The 18,927-nt window shown below is 67.3% G+C and carries 17 protein-coding genes, 1 tRNA gene and 1 pseudogene; 8 read left to right on the top strand and 11 right to left on the bottom strand.

Annotated features, from left to right (window positions below):
• Positions 1–7: 7 nt before the first annotated feature.
• Positions 8–523: a helix-turn-helix domain-containing protein gene (locus ACTWP6_RS18995; protein WP_443188495.1), complete on the bottom strand. Its 516-nt coding sequence runs from the start codon at positions 521–523 to the stop codon at positions 8–10.
• Positions 524–533: 10 nt separating this feature from the next.
• Between ACTWP6_RS18995 and ACTWP6_RS19000 the strand changes: the two genes are divergently transcribed.
• Positions 534–617 (top strand) — tRNA-Leu (locus ACTWP6_RS19000).
• Between the two features lie 293 nt (positions 618–910).
• On the opposite strand, the gene ACTWP6_RS19005 is transcribed toward ACTWP6_RS19000, so the two are convergent.
• The gene (locus tag ACTWP6_RS19005; protein WP_443188496.1) at positions 911–1,162 is read right to left on the bottom strand and encodes a hypothetical protein; all 252 of its coding nucleotides are present in this window, start codon (positions 1,160–1,162) and stop codon (positions 911–913) included.
• A 207-nt stretch (positions 1,163–1,369) separates the two neighbouring features.
• On the opposite strand from ACTWP6_RS19005, the gene ACTWP6_RS19010 reads away from it, so the two are divergent.
• On the top strand, positions 1,370–2,242 hold the full coding sequence (locus tag ACTWP6_RS19010) for an alpha/beta fold hydrolase (protein WP_260758210.1): 873 nt from the start codon (positions 1,370–1,372) through the stop codon (positions 2,240–2,242).
• On the opposite strand, the gene ACTWP6_RS19015 is transcribed toward ACTWP6_RS19010, so the two are convergent.
• On the bottom strand, positions 2,243–2,515 hold the full coding sequence (locus tag ACTWP6_RS19015; protein ID WP_260754586.1) for a WhiB family transcriptional regulator: 273 nt from the start codon (positions 2,513–2,515) through the stop codon (positions 2,243–2,245).
• Between the two features lie 107 nt (positions 2,516–2,622).
• On the opposite strand from ACTWP6_RS19015, the gene ACTWP6_RS19020 reads away from it, so the two are divergent.
• Positions 2,623–3,249, top strand: a complete 627-nt coding sequence (locus ACTWP6_RS19020; protein WP_443188536.1) for a TetR/AcrR family transcriptional regulator — start codon at positions 2,623–2,625, stop codon at positions 3,247–3,249.
• 3 nt (positions 3,250–3,252) lie between these two features.
• Here ACTWP6_RS19020 and ACTWP6_RS19025 read toward each other — a convergent pair whose 3' ends face one another.
• On the bottom strand, positions 3,253–4,104 hold the full coding sequence (locus tag ACTWP6_RS19025; RefSeq protein ID WP_260754585.1) for an AraC family transcriptional regulator: 852 nt from the start codon (positions 4,102–4,104) through the stop codon (positions 3,253–3,255).
• A 50-nt stretch (positions 4,105–4,154) separates the two neighbouring features.
• Between ACTWP6_RS19025 and ACTWP6_RS19030 the strand changes: the two genes are divergently transcribed.
• Entirely contained in the window at positions 4,155–5,417 is a 1,263-nt protein-coding gene (locus ACTWP6_RS19030) for an amidohydrolase family protein (protein WP_260754584.1), read from the top strand.
• Position 5,418: 1 nt separating this feature from the next.
• Here ACTWP6_RS19030 and ACTWP6_RS19035 read toward each other — a convergent pair whose 3' ends face one another.
• Positions 5,419–7,242: a sulfatase-like hydrolase/transferase gene (locus ACTWP6_RS19035; protein ID WP_260754583.1), complete on the bottom strand. Its 1,824-nt coding sequence runs from the start codon at positions 7,240–7,242 to the stop codon at positions 5,419–5,421.
• Complete coding sequence (locus ACTWP6_RS19040) at positions 7,239–7,685, bottom strand: SRPBCC family protein (RefSeq protein WP_260754582.1); 447 nt, start codon at positions 7,683–7,685, stop codon at positions 7,239–7,241. Before ACTWP6_RS19040 ends, ACTWP6_RS19035 begins: the two co-directional genes overlap by 4 nt.
• Before the next feature lie 105 nt (positions 7,686–7,790).
• On the opposite strand from ACTWP6_RS19040, the gene ACTWP6_RS19045 reads away from it, so the two are divergent.
• Positions 7,791–9,047 (top strand): saccharopine dehydrogenase family protein, encoded by a 1,257-nt coding sequence (locus ACTWP6_RS19045; RefSeq protein ID WP_260754581.1) that lies wholly within the window; start codon positions 7,791–7,793, stop codon positions 9,045–9,047.
• Between the two features lie 3 nt (positions 9,048–9,050).
• Here ACTWP6_RS19045 and ACTWP6_RS19050 read toward each other — a convergent pair whose 3' ends face one another.
• The 4 genes from ACTWP6_RS19050 to ACTWP6_RS19065 are packed head-to-tail and all read right to left on the bottom strand — an operon-like array spanning position 9,051 to position 16,217.
• Positions 9,051–11,096 carry an FAD-dependent oxidoreductase gene (locus ACTWP6_RS19050; RefSeq protein WP_443188497.1) on the bottom strand — a complete coding sequence of 682 codons (2,046 nt, stop codon included), beginning with the start codon at positions 11,094–11,096 and terminating at the stop codon, positions 9,051–9,053.
• Complete coding sequence (locus tag ACTWP6_RS19055) at positions 11,093–14,281, bottom strand: ATP-binding protein (RefSeq protein WP_443188498.1); 3,189 nt, start codon at positions 14,279–14,281, stop codon at positions 11,093–11,095. Before ACTWP6_RS19055 ends, ACTWP6_RS19050 begins: the two co-directional genes overlap by 4 nt.
• Positions 14,278–14,817 (bottom strand): hypothetical protein, encoded by a 540-nt coding sequence (locus tag ACTWP6_RS19060; RefSeq protein ID WP_260754577.1) that lies wholly within the window; start codon positions 14,815–14,817, stop codon positions 14,278–14,280. The genes ACTWP6_RS19055 and ACTWP6_RS19060 overlap by 4 nt, the downstream gene beginning before the upstream one ends.
• Positions 14,814–16,217, bottom strand: coding sequence for a hypothetical protein (locus ACTWP6_RS19065; RefSeq protein ID WP_443188499.1), 1,404 nt, complete (start codon positions 16,215–16,217; stop codon positions 14,814–14,816). Before ACTWP6_RS19065 ends, ACTWP6_RS19060 begins: the two co-directional genes overlap by 4 nt.
• A gap of 82 nt (positions 16,218–16,299) precedes the next feature.
• On the opposite strand from ACTWP6_RS19065, the gene ACTWP6_RS19070 reads away from it, so the two are divergent.
• Both ACTWP6_RS19070 and ACTWP6_RS19075 read left to right on the top strand, forming a co-directional pair.
• Complete coding sequence (locus tag ACTWP6_RS19070; protein ID WP_443188500.1) at positions 16,300–16,989, top strand: hypothetical protein; 690 nt, start codon at positions 16,300–16,302, stop codon at positions 16,987–16,989.
• A complete protein-coding gene (locus ACTWP6_RS19075) occupies positions 16,986–18,038 on the top strand; it encodes a polyprenyl synthetase family protein (protein WP_443188501.1) in 1,053 nt (350 codons plus the stop codon). Before ACTWP6_RS19070 ends, ACTWP6_RS19075 begins: the two co-directional genes overlap by 4 nt.
• Positions 18,039–18,048: 10 nt before the next feature.
• On the opposite strand, the gene ACTWP6_RS19080 is transcribed toward ACTWP6_RS19075, so the two are convergent.
• The gene (locus tag ACTWP6_RS19080) at positions 18,049–18,612 is read right to left on the bottom strand and encodes a TetR/AcrR family transcriptional regulator (RefSeq protein ID WP_260754572.1); all 564 of its coding nucleotides are present in this window, start codon (positions 18,610–18,612) and stop codon (positions 18,049–18,051) included.
• 100 nt (positions 18,613–18,712) lie between these two features.
• On the opposite strand from ACTWP6_RS19080, the pseudogene ACTWP6_RS19085 reads away from it, so the two are divergent.
• Positions 18,713–18,844 (top strand): annotated as a pseudogene (locus tag ACTWP6_RS19085) (NAD-dependent epimerase/dehydratase family protein); the annotation flags it as partial.
• Between the last annotated feature and the right edge of the window lie 83 nt (positions 18,845–18,927).

Here is an 18,927-nt window from a genome sequence, read left to right on the forward strand (position 1 = left end):
GAGCAAATCACGCACCGTCAACGACACCCCGACCGAACAGGAGGCCACCCCCGCGGCACTGACCACCTGAACCATCACCTCGAAGAATCACACGACGACGTCGTACACCACGTCCCTGGACTTGACCATCGATAGACGCACAGCAACGGTGGATGATGCCGAGGTAGCGCTTGTCGCAGGTTATGCGAAGTCTGTATGTTTTGGCTCCGCGCGAGATGCATCCATCGCCGAGATACATGCCGAGGAGGTATGCGTAGGGCCCGGCGGGTAAGCCGGTGAAGTCGTGTTCGACTCCGCAGGGCGCGTTCCCCGCACGTAGTCGTAAACCGGTTCCCGGTCGCCGACGCCACTGCCAAACCGTTTTTCGAGGGATTCCGGTTTGTCGTGCTATTTCGCAATCGTTCTTGCCCATTGCGATCAGCAGTTGCACTGCATCGAACTGTTCTTTGGATCGCGTCATGCCGGACCCCCATTCCCGACCCCAACTTAAGGACGGACTCCGACACGTCCGGGTTGGTACCATCGCAACCACTGCGGGCGTGGCGAAATTGGCTTACGCGCGGGCTTTAGGTGCCCGTGTTCGAAAGAACATGTGGGTTCGAGTCCCACCGCCCGCACTCAATTTGTCGGCCGCCGGCGAGAACACCTCCCCGCGTGTTGCGCAAGCCAGGACGTCATGAAGCATCGGGGGAGACGTCGCCGTGGTCGAGAACGACGAACGGCCCGCCTACTGGTGAGGACGGGCCGTCGCATGTGATCGATGGTCCGGAAATACGCTGCGAGGGATCGCCTCGTCCCGGCGCAACTGCCGGTCTATGGCCAAAACGCGCCGCTACGCGCGTGCGCCGGAGGTGCACCCCGCAGCCCGCAGCCGCCAAAAGGGCCGGAGAGTTCGCCGACCGGAGGAAGATCAGGCAGACGCTTCAACCGGGGCCGGCGCGGCGTCGCCCGCCTGATTCTTGAAGCACAGGATGCTCGCGGTGAAGCTGACGACCGCGATGGCCCCGGCGAAGACCGCGATCACGGTCTCCGAGAGTCCCCAGCTGGCGACGGCAAAGGCCAGCGAGATGATCGCGGTGATGATCAGGAAGAGGCCCGTGGTGGCGACGGTCTCGTTGAACGGATCGTCCGAACTGGGGGTGCCTCCGGCCCTGTCGGCCATGACTTCTCCTTCTCGACCTCGACGCGCTCGACTGGGCCGATAATTACCCCGCCGCGGGGCCGCGAAACCTCTTTCGCTCCGCCACCACTCTGGTGATGCTGCTCACCTTCTGATGCCGCGGGTCGGGATGCGCACGACAGGGCGTGCCGGCGCGGATCCTCTGCGACCATGGCGAGTATTACGTCACGGATGGGGGACATACGCCTGATGACCGATTTGAAGTACCTGGATCTGCACGGTGATCGCGTCGCGTACCGGGACGTCGGTCGCGGCGAGGAGACCTTGCTGCTGCTGCACGGCATGGCCGGCAGCTCCGATACCTGGCGCGCGGTCCTGCCCCAGCTCGCGAAGCGGTACCGGGTCATCGCTCCGGATCTTCTCGGTCACGGTCAGTCCGCCAAGCCGCGCAGCGACTACTCCTTGGGCGCGTTCGCCGTGGGGCTTCGGGACCTGCTCGACGAACTCGGCGTCACGCAGGTCACCGTCGTGGGTCAGTCACTTGGCGGCGGGGTGGCCATGCAGTTCGTCTACCAGCACCCCGACTACTGCCGACGGCTGGTGCTCATCAGCAGCGGCGGCCTCGGCCAGGACGTGGGCTGGACGTTGCGCCTGCTGTCGGCGCCGGGCGCCGAACTGCTCCTGCCGGTCATCGCCCCCTCGCCCGTGGTGCGACTCGGCAACAAGGTCCGTAGCTGGTTCTCCGCCGCGAACATCCAGTCACCCCGGGGAGCTGAGATGTGGAGCGCCTACTCGTCTCTGTCTGATCCACAGACCCGGCAGGCGTTCCTGCGCACGCTGCGGTCCGTCGTGGATTACCGCGGTCAAGCCGTGAGCGCGTTGAACCGCCTGCACCTGACCTCGGAACTGCCGCTGATGGTGATCTGGGGCGATCAGGACCACATCATTCCCGTCGAACACGGCTATGAGCTCGACCGGCTGCGGCCGGGCTGTCGACTGGAGGTCCTCCCCGGCGTCGGTCACTTTCCCCACGTCGAGAAACCGACCGACGTGGTGGATCTGCTGGAGGACTTCATCTCGTCGTCGGGGCAGTCCTCGGCCGTCGCCACGCAGAACCGCTGATCAACGCTTCGTGGCCGAGAACCCGTTGCGTTCGGCCAGCGAACGCAGTTGTCTGAGGGCGAATTGCCGGTTCCGGCCGCCCTCCGGGAGCACGATCCCCGCCCACAGGCCCACGGCCCCCGGCGTCACACACGCGTCGCGCGCACACTGCCAGCGTCGCGGGCAAGCGCGGCACAACGACTTGGCCCCTTCGTCCGCGGTGACCATCCATCGGTCCGGATCGCGCGTGCAGGGCGCGGTCCACGCTTCCTCGTCGACTCGTATCGAGCTCATGGACACCTGCCCTTCCTTTCCGTTCTCACTCAATACGTTTGTACCGTAAAAGCAATACCGCCGTATTGTCGAGTTCGCTGGTGACGGTGTTGTCTACGGTGAACACTGTGGTGTCAGAGGTGGGTCGGACCGGCGCAGACGAGCCGCGCAACGTGGAGAAGATCCGCGCCGCGGCGCTGCGCAGTCTCGCAGCAAACGGCGCCGCCGGGACCACGATGCGGGGTGTGGCTGCGGCGGCCGGAGTGTCGCTGGGCCTGGTGCAGCATCATTTCGCCACGAAAGCCGGCTTGATCAGCGCTGTCGACGATTACGTGCTGGCGCTGATCGGGGAGACCTTCAGCCGGCCCCTATCGGAGCCGCCCGCGGACTCCGTCGCCGAGATTGGCAGCAGAATCAGCTCGCTCTTCAGTGGGAACCCCGAGGTCGCCGCCTACCTCGGGCGTGCCCTCGTCGACGGAAGCCCCGTCGGCGCGAAGATCTTCGACACACTCTTCAGCGCCGGCGTGGCGCGGTGGCAGCAACGCAAGGATCGCGGTGAGCTTCGTCCGGATGTCGACGTCACGTGGGCGGCGATCAACGGCCTGGTACTCGCCCTCGGCGCGATCAGCCTCCACTCACATCTCGACCGGCATCTGGCGGAACCGCTGATCTCGCCGAACCAGCTTCTGCGGTGGCAGGCCGCCGTGGACTCGCTGTTGCGCGAAGGACTGTTCCGACGTCCCGAGGCCGACTGATCTTCAGGAGGTGTCGGCGACTCTCCGGCGGTATGCCGACGGCGTTTCTCCGCAGAACTGGGTGAAGGCGCGGGTGAAGGAGCTGACGCTGTCGAAGCCGACCGCGGTCGCCGTCTCCTGCACGCTCTGCGCCGGCCCGGCCAGCAGAGCCATCGCGCGCAGCATTCGGGCATGTAAAAGATAAGTGCGCCAAGGTAATCCGAGCGAGTCTGCGAACAGCCGACGCAGGGTGCGCTCCGAGACCGACACTGCGCGGCTGACGTCTTCGCTCGTCGCGGTGTCGAGGTGGTTCTTGGTGTACTCCATGGCCGCCGCGACGATCGGATGGTCCGACGTGGGCAGGCTCAGTGGCGCCTCGTGGTCGAGCGCCTCGCCGACCAACGCCGCCAGGGTCCGGAAGAAGCCGTCGGAAACGGCTTCGTCTTCTGCGGCCCCTCCGCGCCTGTCGATGGGCCAGCGCAGCCCATAGATCATCATCTCGCGGATCAACGGCGACACCGCCAGGATCCGGGCCCGGTCGCCGCCGTCAGGGATCAGGGTGCGGTCGAACATCACCGCCACCGTCTTCACGTCGGGGTTCATCACCGCCTGGTGCTCCAGCCCGGCCGGGATCCAGGCCGCCTGCTGAGGCGGAAGCAGGTAATGCGCCGAGTCGGTCTCCACCTCGACGACGCCATGCAACGCGTACTCGATCTGGTGCACGTCATGGGAGTGCCACCCGGTGATCAGGGCATCGCCCTCGTACAGATAGCTGCCACCCAGTGCCCGGCCGCCACGACGGAGATCGATCACGCGGCGCCGCACCACATTGGCCGATTCGGGCAAGAGTCTGTCCGAAGACGCAGAGACGGTCACGCCTTCAGACGGTACTACTGGAGCTATACGCGCAGATGTGAGGAGCGACAGTGCACAAAGACGACCTGATACTGGTGAGCATCGACGACCACGTGGTGGAGCCGCCGGACATGTTTCTGCGTCACGTGCCGGAGAAGTACAAGCAGGAGGCGCCGATCGTCGTCACCGACGAGAAGGGCGTCGATCAGTGGATGTACCAGGGCAGGCCACAGGGAGTCAGCGGCCTCAACGCTGTGGTGTCATGGCCGGCCGAGGAGTGGGGCCGTGACCCGGCCGGGTTCGCGGAAATGCGTCCCGGCGTGTACGACGTGCACGAACGGGTGCGCGACATGAACCGCAACGGGATCCTCGCCTCGATGTGCTTCCCGACGTTCACGGGCTTCTCCGCGCGCCACCTGAACATGCACCGCGAAGAGGCCACGCTGGTGATGGTCTCGGCCTACAACGACTGGCACATCGACGAATGGGCCGGTTCGTACCCCGATCGCTTCATCCCGATCGCGATCCTGCCCACGTGGAACCCCGAGGCAATGTGCAACGAGATCCGCCGCGTCGCCGCCAAGGGCTGCCGCGCGGTGACCATGCCGGAACTGCCGCACCTCGAAGGGCTTCCGAGCTACCACGATGACGACTACTGGGGCCCGGTGTTCCGCACCCTCTCCGAAGAGAACGTGGTGATGTGCCTGCACATCGGCACCGGCTTCGGAGCCATCAGCATGGCGCCCAACGCCCCGATCGACAATCTCATCATCCTGGCCACCCAGGTCTCGGCGATGTGCGCACAGGACCTGTTGTGGGGCCCGGCGATGCGCAACTACCCGGACCTGAAGTTCGCCTTCTCCGAAGGTGGCATCGGCTGGATCCCGTTCTACCTCGACCGCAGCGACCGGCACTACACCAACCAGAAGTGGCTGCGCCGGGACTTCGGCGACAAGCTGCCCAGCGAGGTGTTCCGCGAGCATTCACTGGCCTGCTACGTCACCGACAAGACGTCGCTGAAGCTGCGTCACGAGATCGGCATCGACATCATCGCGTGGGAGTGCGACTATCCGCACTCGGACTGCTTCTGGCCTGACGCGCCGGAGCAGGTGCTCGCCGAACTGAACGCCGCGGGCGCCTCGGATTCCGACATCAACAAGATCACGTGGGAGAACTCCTGCCGATTCTTCGGCTGGGACCCGTTCAAGCTGACACCGAAGGAGCAGGCCACCGCGGGCGCCTTGCGCGCCAAGGCCGCCGACGTCGACGTGTCCATCCGGCCGCGGGCCGAGTGGGCGCGGCTCTACAACGAAAAGCAGTTCGCTCGGACGTGATTCACCGGCGCAGCCGTCGCAACGCGCGCGCCGGTGTCCACGGGGCCCGTTGCGGCGGCTGTCGCCGGACGTAGGGCCAGGGCTCATTGCGCTCCGGAATCGATTCGGCGCGAATCTGTTTCAGTCGCGCGCGCAGGTGGGCGCGCAGCTCGTGCAATTCGGGATCGGTCCACCGGTTGTGTTCCTCGACCGGGTCGTCGGTGAGGTTGTAGAGCTCCCATTGGTCGTCGAGCGGGTCGGTTCGATAGGCGGGTCCGCCCATGCCGTCGGCGGCGAGATGACGAACCCCCGGCTCGGTCCACGTGCCCGGGTCGTCGAACGACCGCACCAGTTTCCACAGATGCCCGCGCTCGGGCGCGGGCGCCTCTTCCTCGACCCTCACCACCAGCCCTTCGAAATTGGCGGCCGTATGGGCTGGGATCCGGATACGCAGCGGCGCAGGGACATTCGAGGTCAGCTTCAAGGCGCGGGCCAGCCCCGAGGCGCCGGTGTCACCCTCCAGCATGTTGTCGCGCGTCATCAGATACACCGCGCGGTGGTCGTCGGGCCGGTCACCGTCGACGACGGGCATGAGGTCGCGGCCGGGCAGGGGATGAACCTCGGAGAACGACTCCATCAGGAGGGCGGCGGCCGCCTCCACGTCGACGCCGGCCGCCGAGAGCACGGTCGGAACGAGATCGACGTGCGACGTCGGCGCGGTGATGCTCCGCGCGATGGTGGCGCGGCTGCCGACCCGGGCGATGACGAACGGAACCCGGGTCGCCTCGTCGTAGAGGTTGAACCACTTCTGGTGCAGCCCACCGTGCGCGCCCAGCAGATCACCGTGATCGGCGGTACGAATCAGCACGGTGTCGTCGGGTCCGGCTCCGGTCCCGCCCTCGGTGACGGCGCGGCGCACCCGGTCGATCGGGGTGTCCACTTCGGCGTGCAACCGGTAGTAGAGGTCCCGGTAGCGCTGGGCGTTGCGTCGGTAGGTCCGCTCGATGGACCGTGCCGGACCGTAGCCGGAGTAGTACGCCTCGCGGAACGCGATCTGGGCGGCGGGCTTGCCGGACAGATCCTCGTCCGCGGTGGGCGCGGCCGGCACCGGGGGAGGGTCCAGCGGCGATGCGGGCAGCGGGTTGCGGCGTGCCCAGGCCGGAAAGAGGACGATGTCATGCGGATTGACGAAGCTGGCCACCACGAGAAACGGTCGCAGAGCGGCGGGGTCACCCGCGCGGCGTCGCGCGTAGCGGTCTTCGAGCCAGGCCACCACCCGGTCGGCGATCAACGGATCACGGCGGATGCCCGCGTTGGACAGCTTGGCACCATGCGGTTCCGGGCCCACCCAGCCCGAAAACCCGTACGCGTCCAGCGGATCGGCATCCAGGTAGCGGCGCACCGCGGCCTGGTCGACCGCCCCGTCGTCGTCGTTGGTGGCCAGCGACTTGCCGGTCTGCGGGTCGGTGAGGTCGGCGTGCGAGATGTGCCACTTGCCGTCATAGTGGGTGTCATAACCAGCGGCACGCAGCCAGTGCCCGAGGGTGGGCACTTCACCGGGGCGTAGCCATCTGAGCCGCGAATCATCATGGGCCTTCCCGATGCCGTCGGTCTGCGTCACGCCGTGCAGATCGGGATACTGGCCGGTGAAGATGGTAGGCCGGGACGGCACGCAGGCCAGTGAGCCCGTGTAGTGGCGCGTGAAGCTGACCCCGTTGTCGTGAAACCATTTTCGGCCGCTCAACGTCCGGTCACGCCACATACGGAGGTCGTCGGGCTCGTACGGCGGGACCGCACGCTCTTCGTCGGTCATGATGACGACGATGTCGGGCCGTTCGGAGGTCATGCCGTTCCTTCCACGGTGTTCACCAGCGAGTCGAGCAGCCTGCTCGAGTTCCGTGCCATCAACCCCGCGAAAGCGCGTTCGGCGACGGGACGCCACAGGGGATGCGACGACCGGATCGTGCTCGTCAGGGTCACCGTAGTCGCGTCCCCGGGCCCGCGCGCCACGTTCCAGCGGTTGGTCACCGAGAAACCCTTCGGCACACCGGCGACCCGGTAGGCGAGGACATGTGGGGCGTCGAATTCCACGATCGTCTCGACGAAGGTCTGGCGGCCGCGCTGAACTCGGCGGGCCAGCCCGACAGGTCCCGAACCCTCGTCGCCGTTGAGCAGGCAGCAATGGTCGACGTCGTCGGCCCATGTGGCCAGCGCGCCGAAATCGGCGAGCAACCCCCACACCTCCTCGGGGGCGGAGGGAACGCAACGACGGCGGCTGATGTCGGCCATGGGCCCATCCAAGTCGGTCGCGCCCTCGGATGGGCGAAGACGCACCGGAACTCGGCGTCACGAGTCCCCGGCGGCGGCAGCACCGCTGCGGTAGCGTTCGCCACCATGCGGGCCGGCCGCGACCTCGACATCGTGCTCTTCGGGGCCACCGGGTCCGTCGGCACGCTGACGGCCCGATACCTCGCCGCCGCCTGGCCGGACGCGCGCATCGGTCTGGCGGGCCGGTCGGAGCAGCGGTTGGGCGCGTTGCGGGAAGCGCTGGGGGCGCCGGCCGCGGACTGGCCCCTGCTGCGCACCGACCTGACCGATCCGGCACGGCTCGCCCAGATCGTGGTCAGGTCGGGGCTGGTCGTCAGCACGGTCGGCCCGTACGGTCGTCTCGGTCTGCCGCTGGTTCAAGCGTGCGCCTCGACAGGCACCGACTACGTCGACGTGGCCGGCGAGATCCCGTTCGTCCGCACCAGCATCGACCGCTGTCACCGGGCGGCGGCGGGCACCGGCGCCCGGATCGTGCATTCGTGCGGCTTCGACTCGGTCCCGTCGGACTTGACCGTCTACGCGCTGCACCGTCAGCTGACCGCCGACGGCGGCGGCGAGCTGGGCGACACCACGTGCGTATTGAGGTCGGCGAACTACGCCGCCGGATTCTCGCGGGGGAGCGTGGAAACCATGCTGTCCCTGATGCGCGCGGGCTCCGGTGACCCTGACATGCGGCAACTCCTCGACGATCCGTACAGCCTGAGCCCCAACCGTTCTGCCGAGCCTGATCTGGGCCCGCAGCCCGATCTGTCGTTGCAGCGGGGGGAGGAGCTCGCGCCCGAACTGGCGGGACTGTGGACCAGCGGATATCTGATGGCGCTCTACAACACCCGGTGCGTGCGCCGCAGCAATGCCTTGCTGAACTGGAGGTACGGGCGGCGGTTCCGCTACCGCGAGGCCGCCAGCATGGGCTGCTCGGCGGCGGCGCCGGTGATGGCGCTGATGACCAATGCGACCATCAGCGCCGCGGCCACACTCGGCGGCCCGTACTTGCAGATGATCCCTCCCGGCGTTCTGGAAGCCATGACCTCACGGACGACGGTCGGTTCGCGTGACGACACGGGCACCGGCCACTACCGAGTCGAGACGTACGCCGTCACCAGCGACGGCAGGCGGTATGTGGCCCGGATGGGCCAGCGCGCCGATCCCGGATATGCCTCCACTGCAGTGCTGTTGGGAGAGGGCGCGCTCGCACTCGCCTTCGAGCGGGACCGGCTGCCGGACCGCGCCGGGGTGCTGACGCCGGCCTCGGCGATGGGCGAGGTGCTGGCTGCGCGGCTGCGCGCGGCCGGGGTGACGTTCGACGTCGCGCGGCTGGACTGAGCGTCAGGGCATGAAGAACCCGCGGATACGGTGCCGCTGGCCGCGGCCGAGAAGCGCGTTGGCGGCTTGCAGGCCCGAGATGACCGCCGCTTCGATGCATCCGGCGTTCAGACCGGTATCGGTCCAGTCGCCGGCGAGGACGAGGTTGTCGTAGCCGCTCTCGTCGGAACGGAGCCGATATCTGTCGGAACCGGGGACAGACAGCACATACCGATCCGACGGGTCGATGTTGACGCTGACGTGCTGGGTCTGCAGAGCCTCGATGCCGCACAGCCCGTCATTGCCGGCAAGCAGATGCCAGGCGAAGCCGTCGGCGGTGGCCGCGCCCGGAAGGTACAACCCGACATGGCTGTCCAGATAACCGACGGCGCCGTCGAGGGTCTGCCGCCGGCACTGGGCGACGTAATCTGCCGGTTCAACAGTGTTGGGCCACACAGTGTTCAGCGCACCGCAGAAGTAGGCCACGGTTCCGGGGCGGTCGTGGTCGGGCCACTGTTCGGCCCACAGCGTCTGCGGCATCGACGCCCAGGTGTCGAATGGCGCGACGTAGCCGCTGGTGGTGACACCGGGAAGGTCCCACCCGAGAGCCGCCTCCTCGGGCCGCAGCCACAGCTGGAATGCCTGCGTGGCGACGGTGCGCACATGCGTGGTCATGTCACGCCACTGCGGGTTGTCCGCGACGAGCTCGGCCGCCACGAGTTCGACCATTCCGAGTGAGACGGCAAGCACGACCGAGTCGAACTCGACACCCCGGCGCAGCACCCGGACTTCGACATCGGCTCGCTCGCAGAAGTGGGACTCGGCATCGTCGACGCGCGCACCGCCGTCGAGCTGTCGCGCCAGCGGACGGGCCGGGAACACCGGCAGGCCACCGACCCTGGTGAGCGGTTCGTATTCGGTGACACCCCCGGCCAACCGGGCCTGCCGCCCCACCGTCACCGCCTCGACGGCCTGCCGCGATCCGTCCAGGTGAAGGGAGTCGACGCGGTGGAAAAACTCGAACCGCACTCCGCGACGCCGCAGCACCTGGTACATGGGGGCGATGACGATGTCGCCCATACCGGCGGTCATCTTCCAGAAGAACGCCCCCTTGTACCGGAACAGCGCGATGCCGGTCAGCAGGACGGCGACACCGGCGGCCAGTGCGGGCCGTCCGACGTCGCCGTCCTCGTAGCCGAAGACGATGTCGTACAGTCCGCGCACGAGGGGGAAATCGACGACACCCGGGTGTGCGCCGTGCCGGGTGATCCACGTGCAGAAATCCTCGTCGTTGATGGTGCGGAATCCCTTCGGGTCGGTTACGAGACCGTCGGCGATGATGCCGTGCACCACGGCGGTCTCCATCGAGACCAGCAGTAACAGCCGACGGGTCTCGAGAGGCTGGTCGTGGTCGAGAGCGTCGGCGATCACGTCCTGGGCGCGAAGCAGGATGTCGGCGGGCACGGTCAGCGGTGCCGGCGTCTTGATCAGACCCGTCAGGACCACGGTCGCCACGCTGCGGATCGCCTCGAGTTGTCGTGTCAGCTCTGCGGTGGGTGACGACGCATCGGCCGACGTGGTGAGCGAGTCGACGAAGGCGACGACGAGCGCCATGGCGCGCAGCGCGAAGTCGACAGCAGTGAACTCGGTGCCGGTCGAGTCCGGTTCGCCAGGTAGTTCGCTGTCGGCGGCGAGCCGGCCGGGCCACACCAGCCAGCGCTCGCCCGACCGCTCGGCGATACCCAACGAGTGCGCCGGCACCAAGGCATCGTCCCAGGACTGGATCGGCGAGTTTGGATCCGTTGTGGCGCGGTCGAGTTCGGCGTAGCACTCCCGTAGTACCGCAAAGGCGTTCTCATAGCATCCCAGCCACACGTGCAGGCCGTGCTCTTCGATACGGCCGTGCACACCGCGGCTCGATGCCGCCTTTCCGCCGAGCCGCCACCCCCGCTGATACACCGTGATGGACTCGAAACGGTCCCGCCACCCGGGTTCGCTGAGCCGCCATGCTGCGGTCAGACCCGCCATGCCGCCGCCGAGGACGGCGACCCGTTGCCGCTTCCGGGTCACCGTAGCAGCGTTCGGGCACGCGAGACCTCCGGCAGTGCCGAATCTTCCGGCAGCCGCTGGAGCGCATCGCGCAGCGCATGCCGGGCGGCATCGCCCGTGAGGACGAAATCGTCGATGGCAGAGCGTAGTCCGAGAAGATGGGACCCTTGTCTACGGGCCAGCTCAAGCGAGGAGCGCAGCTGTTCATGCCGTGCCTGCTGGTCGGGGAATGTCTGCGCGCGAAGCCGCAGCAGTTCGGCGTCGTAGAACTGAATCCAGGTGTCCTGCCCCATCTTCAGCGAGACATCGAGGCATTCACGGGCCTCGTCCAGATCACCGACAGCGATCAGCAGCCGGGCGAGCACGGCATCGGACATTGCGAGGAATGTCATCACCTCGAAGGCCCGCCACGTCCGGACGACCGTCCGCATTGTCTCGATGTGAGGTTCCAGGACGGCGCGATCGGTCCGGCCGTCGGCGAGCGCGGCCATCGCGAGTCCGGAACTCTGTTGGCTCCATCCGACCATCACCCATTCGTCGAAGTCGTATTGCTTTGCCAGGGAGACGAGTCCGGAGGCGAGGTCGGCGCAGACAGCGGGCTGGCCGGACTCAGATCGCACCAGCGCCTCGATGGATCGTCCGTAGCACAAACTGAAGGCGCCCTTCGGGAATCCGACCGCCAAGCTGCGCGCTTCCATGAGTTTCAAAGCGTCCTCGGCGCCGTCCAGATCGCCCTGGACGAACCGCACGAAGGCGAGGAACGAGTACATGCCACCGATCGGATCGTTCGGGCCATAGTAGGTGAACGAGGACTGCGCCGACGAGTCCAGGACAGAGGCCGCCGCCTTCTCCAGCATGTTCCGCGCACCGTGGAAATCGCCACGGAAACCGGCCAAGATTCCCATGGTGGTGGCCATCCCCGGTGCGGCTTTCGGTGACTTGTCCACCTTGGCCTGCAGCGTCTCGGCGAGTTGGGTGCTACGGCGCAGGTCCCCCCGGGCCGTGTAGTAGATCCACAACGCATTCAACGTGGCGTAGAGCTCAGGTGACGGATCCGGACCGATGAGCTCCAGACAACGCTCGAACTCGGCGACCGCCTCCGGGCTGGAATGACCCTGTGCCGCGGACGCGAGATGGCCTGACTCCAACCGAAGTTCGATCTCACGGTGATCCCGGGCCGGGCCAGGTTTGTCCATGGCGACATCGGCCAATGCCTTGGCCAGATGGGCCCGCGCCTCGGTCAGCGCGCCGCGCCGGCGGGCGTCGGTCGACGCGTGCTCGTACGCGGTGGCCGCCTCACCGTATCGTGCCGCCGACTCGTAATGCTGGGCGAGCAAGGACCATTCGGGGTCGGCGCGATCGGCGCCGGCGACGAGGGCGTCGGCGATGCGGCTGTGCAGTCGGCGGCGCACGGTCGGGGGAGACACCTCGACCGCCACCTCGCGCAGCAGTTCGTGACGAAAGCGCCAGCTCTCCTTGTCGACAGGTTCGACCACCCTGGCTTGTGCCAGGCCGGTCAGAGTCGCCTCGATCGCGTCGAGGTCGAGCCCCAGCACCCGGGACAACAGCCCCCGATCGAACCTGCTGCCGATCAGCGCGGCAGCGCCCACGAAGCGCAATGCGTCGGGATCGGTGTGCAGGCGGGCGAAGAGGGCTTCATAGAGTGTGTCGGGAACCGCAGTCGCCCGGATGTCGCCCCTGGGCTGATCCTTCAGACGCGCGACGACCTCTTCGATGTAGAGCGGGATGCCGTCGCAGCGCGCGCGGACCGCCCGGCGCGCGTCGCCGGACAGTTCGGGTTGCAGCTTGCCGACCAGTTCGTCGGCCTCGGCCTCGTCGAGCGGTTGCACCGAGAACTCGGTGACGCGGTCACCGAGTGGTGGCAGGGTGCGGCCGGTGATGACCACCATCAGCTTTCCGGTCTCGATGCCGAGCAACGTCTTCAGGACGGCAACGGTGTCGGGGTCGAACCAGTGCACGTCGTCGGCAAGGACGAGGGCCGGGCCGGAATCGATGCAGGCGCGCAGATAATCCTGGACGGCACCGGCGATGCGCGCCGACAACTTCGCACCCTCGGATTGGACGGCCTGGTACCCGCTCTCGGCCCGGATGCCCAACACGGGTGCCAGCAGCGGGACGACCGTCTCGGGGCTCAACGACCGCTGCAGCACCTCGTTCTCCAAGGCGCGCAGCCGTTGGGCGGGGTCGCTTTCGCGCTGGATCCCGCAGCGGCGCTCCAGGAGTCGCCGCACCGGTCGCAGACCGACATCGGCGTGGAACGGGGATCCGAACAACCCGAGCACCACCGCGCCGTCCCGCGCGGCCATCTCGACCGCGGCGTAGGCCAGTCGCGTCTTGCCCACACCCCCCTCGCCCTGGAACGCGACCCCGGGCGTGCCGAGCGTGTGGTGTCGGGCCTGCTGCCAACACGACCGCAAATGCTCCAGTTCGGGCTCGCGGCCGACCAGCGGCCCTGTGGTACCGACGAGCACGTCGCGTTCCCCGGTGACGCGGAACGTCGTGATGGGCTCGGGCACGCCCTTCACGGCCTGCGCCGCCCGCACATCCGTGTGGAAGGTGTCACGGACGACGAGTTCGATCGACTCGGACACCGCGACCGAGCCGGGATCGGCCACGCTGCACACCCGCGCGGCGAAATTCGCCCCCAGACCGTAGATGTCGTCCTGCACGGTGTCGAGGTACACCAGCCCGCGGTGGATGCCCACCCGCACGCTGATGCCGAATCCGAACCGGCGCCGCACCCGCTCGCTGAGTTCGGCTATCGCACGGACAATGTCCAGGCCGGCGTACACCGCGCGATGCGCGTCGTTCTCGTGGGCCTTCGGATGCCCGAAGAGTGCGAGCAGACCATCGCCCTTGACGGACGCGATGTGGCCTTCGTAGTGGTCGACGAGGCGGACGACCTCCTCGCGGTAGCGCCCGATCACCGTGCGGTACACCTCGGGTTCGACGCGGGTGGACAACGCCGTCGAGTCGACCAGGTCGGCGAACATGATGGTCAGCCTGCGCATCTCACCCTGCTCATCGGGTGCGGTGAGCAGATCCTCGGCCTCCTGGTTATCCCCGTCCACGGCCAGAACCTGGTCGGCGAGTGCGTCGGCGGTCCGCCGGTCGCCACGGTTGATCGCCTGTACCGCCCTGGTCAACAGATCGTCGATCGGGGTGTGGACGTCGTCGTCGCTCACAGCCCGACGGTGACCGACACCTCGTCGGGCACCAAATCCTGGGGCGACAGGTTCGTCGCGCCGGCCGAACTGCTCAGCCGCACGGTGCCCGCGTAGTTCGAGCCGATGAACCTGTGGTCAACGAGGACGATCCGGAACTTGTCGATCCCTGCGGGCAGGAACGGCGGGTCGAAGGCCACGGCGGGGGGCTGGACCGTGACCTTGGGCAGGCCGACCCGGACCAGCGGTCCGACGAATTCCAGGGTGCGCGGGAATGTCCTTGGTGCGACGGTGATCTCCTCAGAGGGCAGCGGTGGGCCCAGCGTCGAGGGCACCGGAAGGCAGGCGCCGCCCTTGATGAGGGTCTCCAGAAATGCCACATATGCCTTGACCCACGCGTCGATCAGACCGTGTACCAGACCGATCCGGCCGTCGATGCCCAGCCCTTCGGCCGAGTCGCTCTGTTCGGCGGCGGTGTTCCAGAGCCGGCTGGTGTCCTCGATGAGCTTCTGCGTCGTCGCCCTGTTTGCGTCGATGGGATTGGTCGGGCCGGTCATTTCGCGCCTCCCTTCGGCTTCGACAGGGCCAGCATGATCCGCCACGGCTCGCTGGCGATGCGCGCGCCGACCTCGGCGCTGTACTGCGCCAGGTCCGCCAGGGTGAGCTGACCCGACATCCATTTGTCGGTCACGTCGAGATGTCTGGTGGTCATGTCCTCGACGCACTGGACGGCCATCGTGATGACAGTCGATGCCGCCGAGTTGTCCGGGGGTTGCGCAGGCGAGGACTGCGCTGCGTTGTCGGGGATCTCGGGGGCGTCGAGCCACGGCCAGCGGTACTCGCCCTTTTCCGGCGGACGCTTCGCCGACCCGAAAAGCATTTCCATTGTGGCGTAAGCATATCCGAATATGCAGACGAACCGCCCCTGGGTGAAGGCGCGCATACCCTCGATACGCACCACCTTGCGGGTGCGCACCGCCACCGGCGGCACGTCGGGGTTGCCCTGGGGGGCCCACATGTTGATGTAGCCGCGGTCGATCGTGATGCGGCCGTCGCTGTCCGGATCCGGAAGGGGGTCGTTGAGGTCGTAGTCCAAACGCGCGCTGTGGCTGCCGGGCAGATCCACCGTGGTCTTGAAGAACTTCAGCATGGTGTGAAGCTGGATGCCGATCGGCGGCGGGAACGCACAGATCCCCACTGTCTCCAGCACCCGCCGCCAACCGTCGGGACGCAGATTCCGGTACTCCATGTGGCAGAAGAATGCGGGGTAGTTCTCGTCCCAATTCCGCGGATCGGCAACGCCTTTGACCTGATTGAGGGATACCTCCTGGGAGGTGAAATCCGTGTCGACGACGATCGCGTCCCGCCCGCCGATCGACACCACCGACGGCCGGCAGAGCGGCACCGCGGCGGCGTCGGCGGAGAGCACCCCCAGCGCGACGAGCTGCTGCGCGACGTCGTCCCAATCCTGCCATCCGGTGAACTGCTGGTCGAAAAGACCGATGATCGTTTGCAGTTCGTCCCCTTCGTGCTGGAGCGCCTGAGGGTCGGCCGGACGTTGCGAGCCGGATGGTTCGGGAAACGTCGGACCGAGCAACGAGATCAGAGCACTCCTGGCCGGCCCGGTGGTGGGGTCGTCGAACGGCAGCACGACACCGTCGGGGACGTTGCTGGTCAGGTGAATCACCGCGCCCAGGACATAGATCAATCGCGCCTGCTCCGGCACGGTCGGTGTGGAGTCCGTCTCCTGCAGTGCCAGGATCGCGTTGGTGGGATCGGCGTCGACCTGCGGGGCGCCGGGGAGCATGAACGCGAGCAGTTCCCGGTACCACTCCGGGGTCGACGAGCTGCCGGGGAGGAATCGGTCGGCAATCTCGGCGACGCGCGGATCGCCGGTCCGGACGGTCGCGGTGTCCAGAGATCCTTGCAATTCGAGTATCGCGCGCAGTACCGACATGCCCCCTCCTGCTGTCGTATGCGCAGCTAGCATACCGTCATAGAGGCGTTGGCGCGCGTTAAATTCGAGGGAGGCGAAGCGCATGGACGCAGGGGGCGGAGGCAGATCCAGCAACGAACTCCCGTGGGCAGCGGTATTTGATTCCGCAGCAAACCTACGGGCGCTCAGCGCAATTCAGGCCGACGGCTTCCGCGCTGCGAGCGAACTCGTCGACCGGTTCGTCAGGATGGCCTCAGCCGGCATCGGTGCCTACGGTCAACCGGCCCAACCGGTGACCCCGTCGGGCGGTCACGATCAGACGGACCTGTTCGGGGCCACCGGACTGGAGCCGTTCGTGGCATCGTGGTGGGCCATGGTCGACCAGTTCCTCAAACTGCCTGTACAGCAGCGCGAGCAACCGTCCGCCCCGGCCGAACCCACGCTCGATCTGGCGACGGCGACGGCGTCGGGATGCGTGCAGCTGACAGCGGCACCGACCGGTGTAGCAACCGCAGAGCTGTGGTTGCGTAACAGCGGTTCCGTTGATTTGGGAAAGATCAGGCTGCGATGCGGAGGGCTGCTGGCGGACCACGGTGGGACCATCGGTTCCGAGGTGGCGGGGTTCGAGCCCGAGATCGTACCGATGCCGGGGCGCAGCAGTCGGGGGATCACCGTGCAATTCGAGCTGCCACGGCACACCGCTGCGGGCACCTACCGCGGCATGATTCTGGTCGACGGGCACCCCGGCGTGTGGCTGCCGCTGGTTCTGGTGCTCGGGCAGGGTGCGTCGTGACCGGCACCGTCGATCGGAACGAATTGGTCGGTGAGGTCGACGATCACCTGCGTAGCGTGGCCAAGACCGTCCGCCGGGGGATGCTCGATGCGATTCCCGACGGAGAGCCGGTGGAGTGGCTGTATGCGCCGATGCGCGAGTATCCGTCGCGCCCCGGCAAGGCGCTTCGGCCGGCGCTGTGTCTGGCGGCGAGTCGCGCGTTCGGGGCCGGACCGGATGTCGTGCTGGACATCGCGATCGCGATCGAATTGCTGCACAATGCGTTCCTGGTGCACGACGACATCGCCGACGGCAGTCAGATGCGCCGTGGCAGACCGACGCTGGCCGCGGTGCACGGCATCGCCGCGGCGCTCAATGCCGGCGACGGTCTCGCGGTGGTGGCAAGCCAGGTGCTCCGAAGGGCGACAAGGCAACTCGACGACGAACTGGCCGATCTGGTGTGGCACGAGTTCGACACCATGGCGATGCGCACGCTGGAGGGGCAGGCCATCGAAGTCGGCTGGCAGCTCGATCGGGTCGAGGATCTCGGTCCGGCCGACTACCTAGACCTGATCATGCGGAAAACCTGTTGGTACACCACGATTCACCCGCTACGCGTCGGAGCTCTGGTTGGCTCGCGGGGAACCGCGGACCTGGCTCCGTTGGTGGGCTTCGGATTTCACTTCGGTGCGGCGTTTCAGATTCGTGACGACCTGCTCAACCTCGTCGGCGACGAACGAACGTACGGCAAGGAGATCCTGGGCGACCTGTACGAGGGCAAACGGACCCTGCCGCTGATGCACCTGGTGTCGGCGGCCACCGGCACCGACCGAGAAGTGCTGGCCGACTATCTGCGCCGCGGGCGGACGCAGCGCACCCAGGAGATGGTGACCGAGGTGCGTCGGCTGATGGACGACTACGGCAGCATCGAGTACACCCGCGAGTACGCCGAGGGCATCCTGCTCGTCGCGGAGGACTACTTCGAGCACGCCTTCACGGCGGCGGTGCCGGGACCCGACCTGGAGTTCCTGCGCTCGCTGGTCCCGTATGTGTGGGCGCGGTGGCGCTGAGCCCTCAACGTCAGCTGCCGAGTACGGTGCGGGTGATCGACTCGGCGCGTCCCGGCGAGAACGCGCGGCCTTCGCCGAGGATCGCGTAGACGATGCCGCCGACGATCGCGTCGGTGGCATCCTGGGCCGCAGCGCTCGTGAAACCGGCCTCCGTCAATCGGTTTCGCACGGTGTCGTGCAGCGGGCGACTGAAGCCGGCGTGCAGGCGTGTCGCGGTGTCGGGGTTCTCCATCCCGGCGGCGGTCAAGATTCGCAGCATCGCGTGGCCGCGTTGAGTGGTCAACGCCGTCGCGAGCGCGGTCGACCACGCGCAGACATCGGCGGTCACGTCGTCGGTGCGACCGATGGGGCGCAGGATCCGGTCGGCGTCTTCGAGGATGACGTCGGCGACCAGGGCGTGCCTGCTCGACCACCAACGGTAGATCGTCTGCTTGCCGACACCCGCCCGGGTGGCCACCGCCTCGATGCTGAGCTTGTCGAAACCCCGTTCCATCAGCAGCTTGCGGGTGGCGGTCATGATGGCCACCCGGGACTTCTCGCTGCGCCGCCGGGGCGCCGCGGTCTCGGTGGCCATCAGGAGCGTCCGTCCGGCTTTACACACTGTGGCATCGCCCGTAGTGTGCCACAAGACGAGACGTTGCGTCTCGTTTAAGGAGATGTGGAGGAGCCGGACGATGGCGGGAACCAAGCTGGTGATCGGCGCCAGCGGATTCCTCGGCTCCCATGTCGTCAAGCAACTGGTGGCCGACGGCGAGCCCGACGTGCGGGTGATGATCCGCACCACCAGTTCCACCCGCGGGATCGACGGCCATCCGGTGCGCACGCCGCTGAACATCCGGTTGTTGCACATCATGTCCCCGATGGACCATTTCAAGGCGGTCCGGGAGCT

The organism is Mycobacterium sp. 4D054, from assembly GCF_052245755.1.
Lineage (GTDB): Bacteria > Actinomycetota > Actinomycetes > Mycobacteriales > Mycobacteriaceae > Mycobacterium.

Bases quoted from the DNA above. Each gene is read 5' to 3' on its own strand.
- ACTWP6_RS18995 (WP_443188495.1), bottom strand. From the start codon at position 523: ATGGTACCAACCCGGACGTGTCGGAGTCCGTCCTTAAGTTGGGGTCGG.
- ACTWP6_RS19005 (WP_443188496.1), bottom strand. From the start codon at position 1,162: ATGGCCGACAGGGCCGGAGGCACCCCCAGTTCGGACGATCCGTTCAAC.
- ACTWP6_RS19010 (WP_260758210.1), top strand. From the start codon at position 1,370: ATGACCGATTTGAAGTACCTGGATCTGCACGGTGATCGCGTCGCGTAC.
- ACTWP6_RS19015 (WP_260754586.1), bottom strand. From the start codon at position 2,515: ATGAGCTCGATACGAGTCGACGAGGAAGCGTGGACCGCGCCCTGCACG.
- ACTWP6_RS19035 (WP_260754583.1), bottom strand. From the start codon at position 7,242: ATGACCTCCGAACGGCCCGACATCGTCGTCATCATGACCGACGAAGAG.
- ACTWP6_RS19040 (WP_260754582.1), bottom strand. From the start codon at position 7,685: ATGGCCGACATCAGCCGCCGTCGTTGCGTTCCCTCCGCCCCCGAGGAG.
- ACTWP6_RS19045 (WP_260754581.1), top strand. From the start codon at position 7,791: ATGCGGGCCGGCCGCGACCTCGACATCGTGCTCTTCGGGGCCACCGGG.
- ACTWP6_RS19060 (WP_260754577.1), bottom strand. From the start codon at position 14,817: ATGACCGGCCCGACCAATCCCATCGACGCAAACAGGGCGACGACGCAG.
- ACTWP6_RS19065 (WP_443188499.1), bottom strand. From the start codon at position 16,217: ATGTCGGTACTGCGCGCGATACTCGAATTGCAAGGATCTCTGGACACC.
- ACTWP6_RS19070 (WP_443188500.1), top strand. From the start codon at position 16,300: ATGGACGCAGGGGGCGGAGGCAGATCCAGCAACGAACTCCCGTGGGCA.
- ACTWP6_RS19080 (WP_260754572.1), bottom strand. From the start codon at position 18,612: ATGGCCACCGAGACCGCGGCGCCCCGGCGGCGCAGCGAGAAGTCCCGG.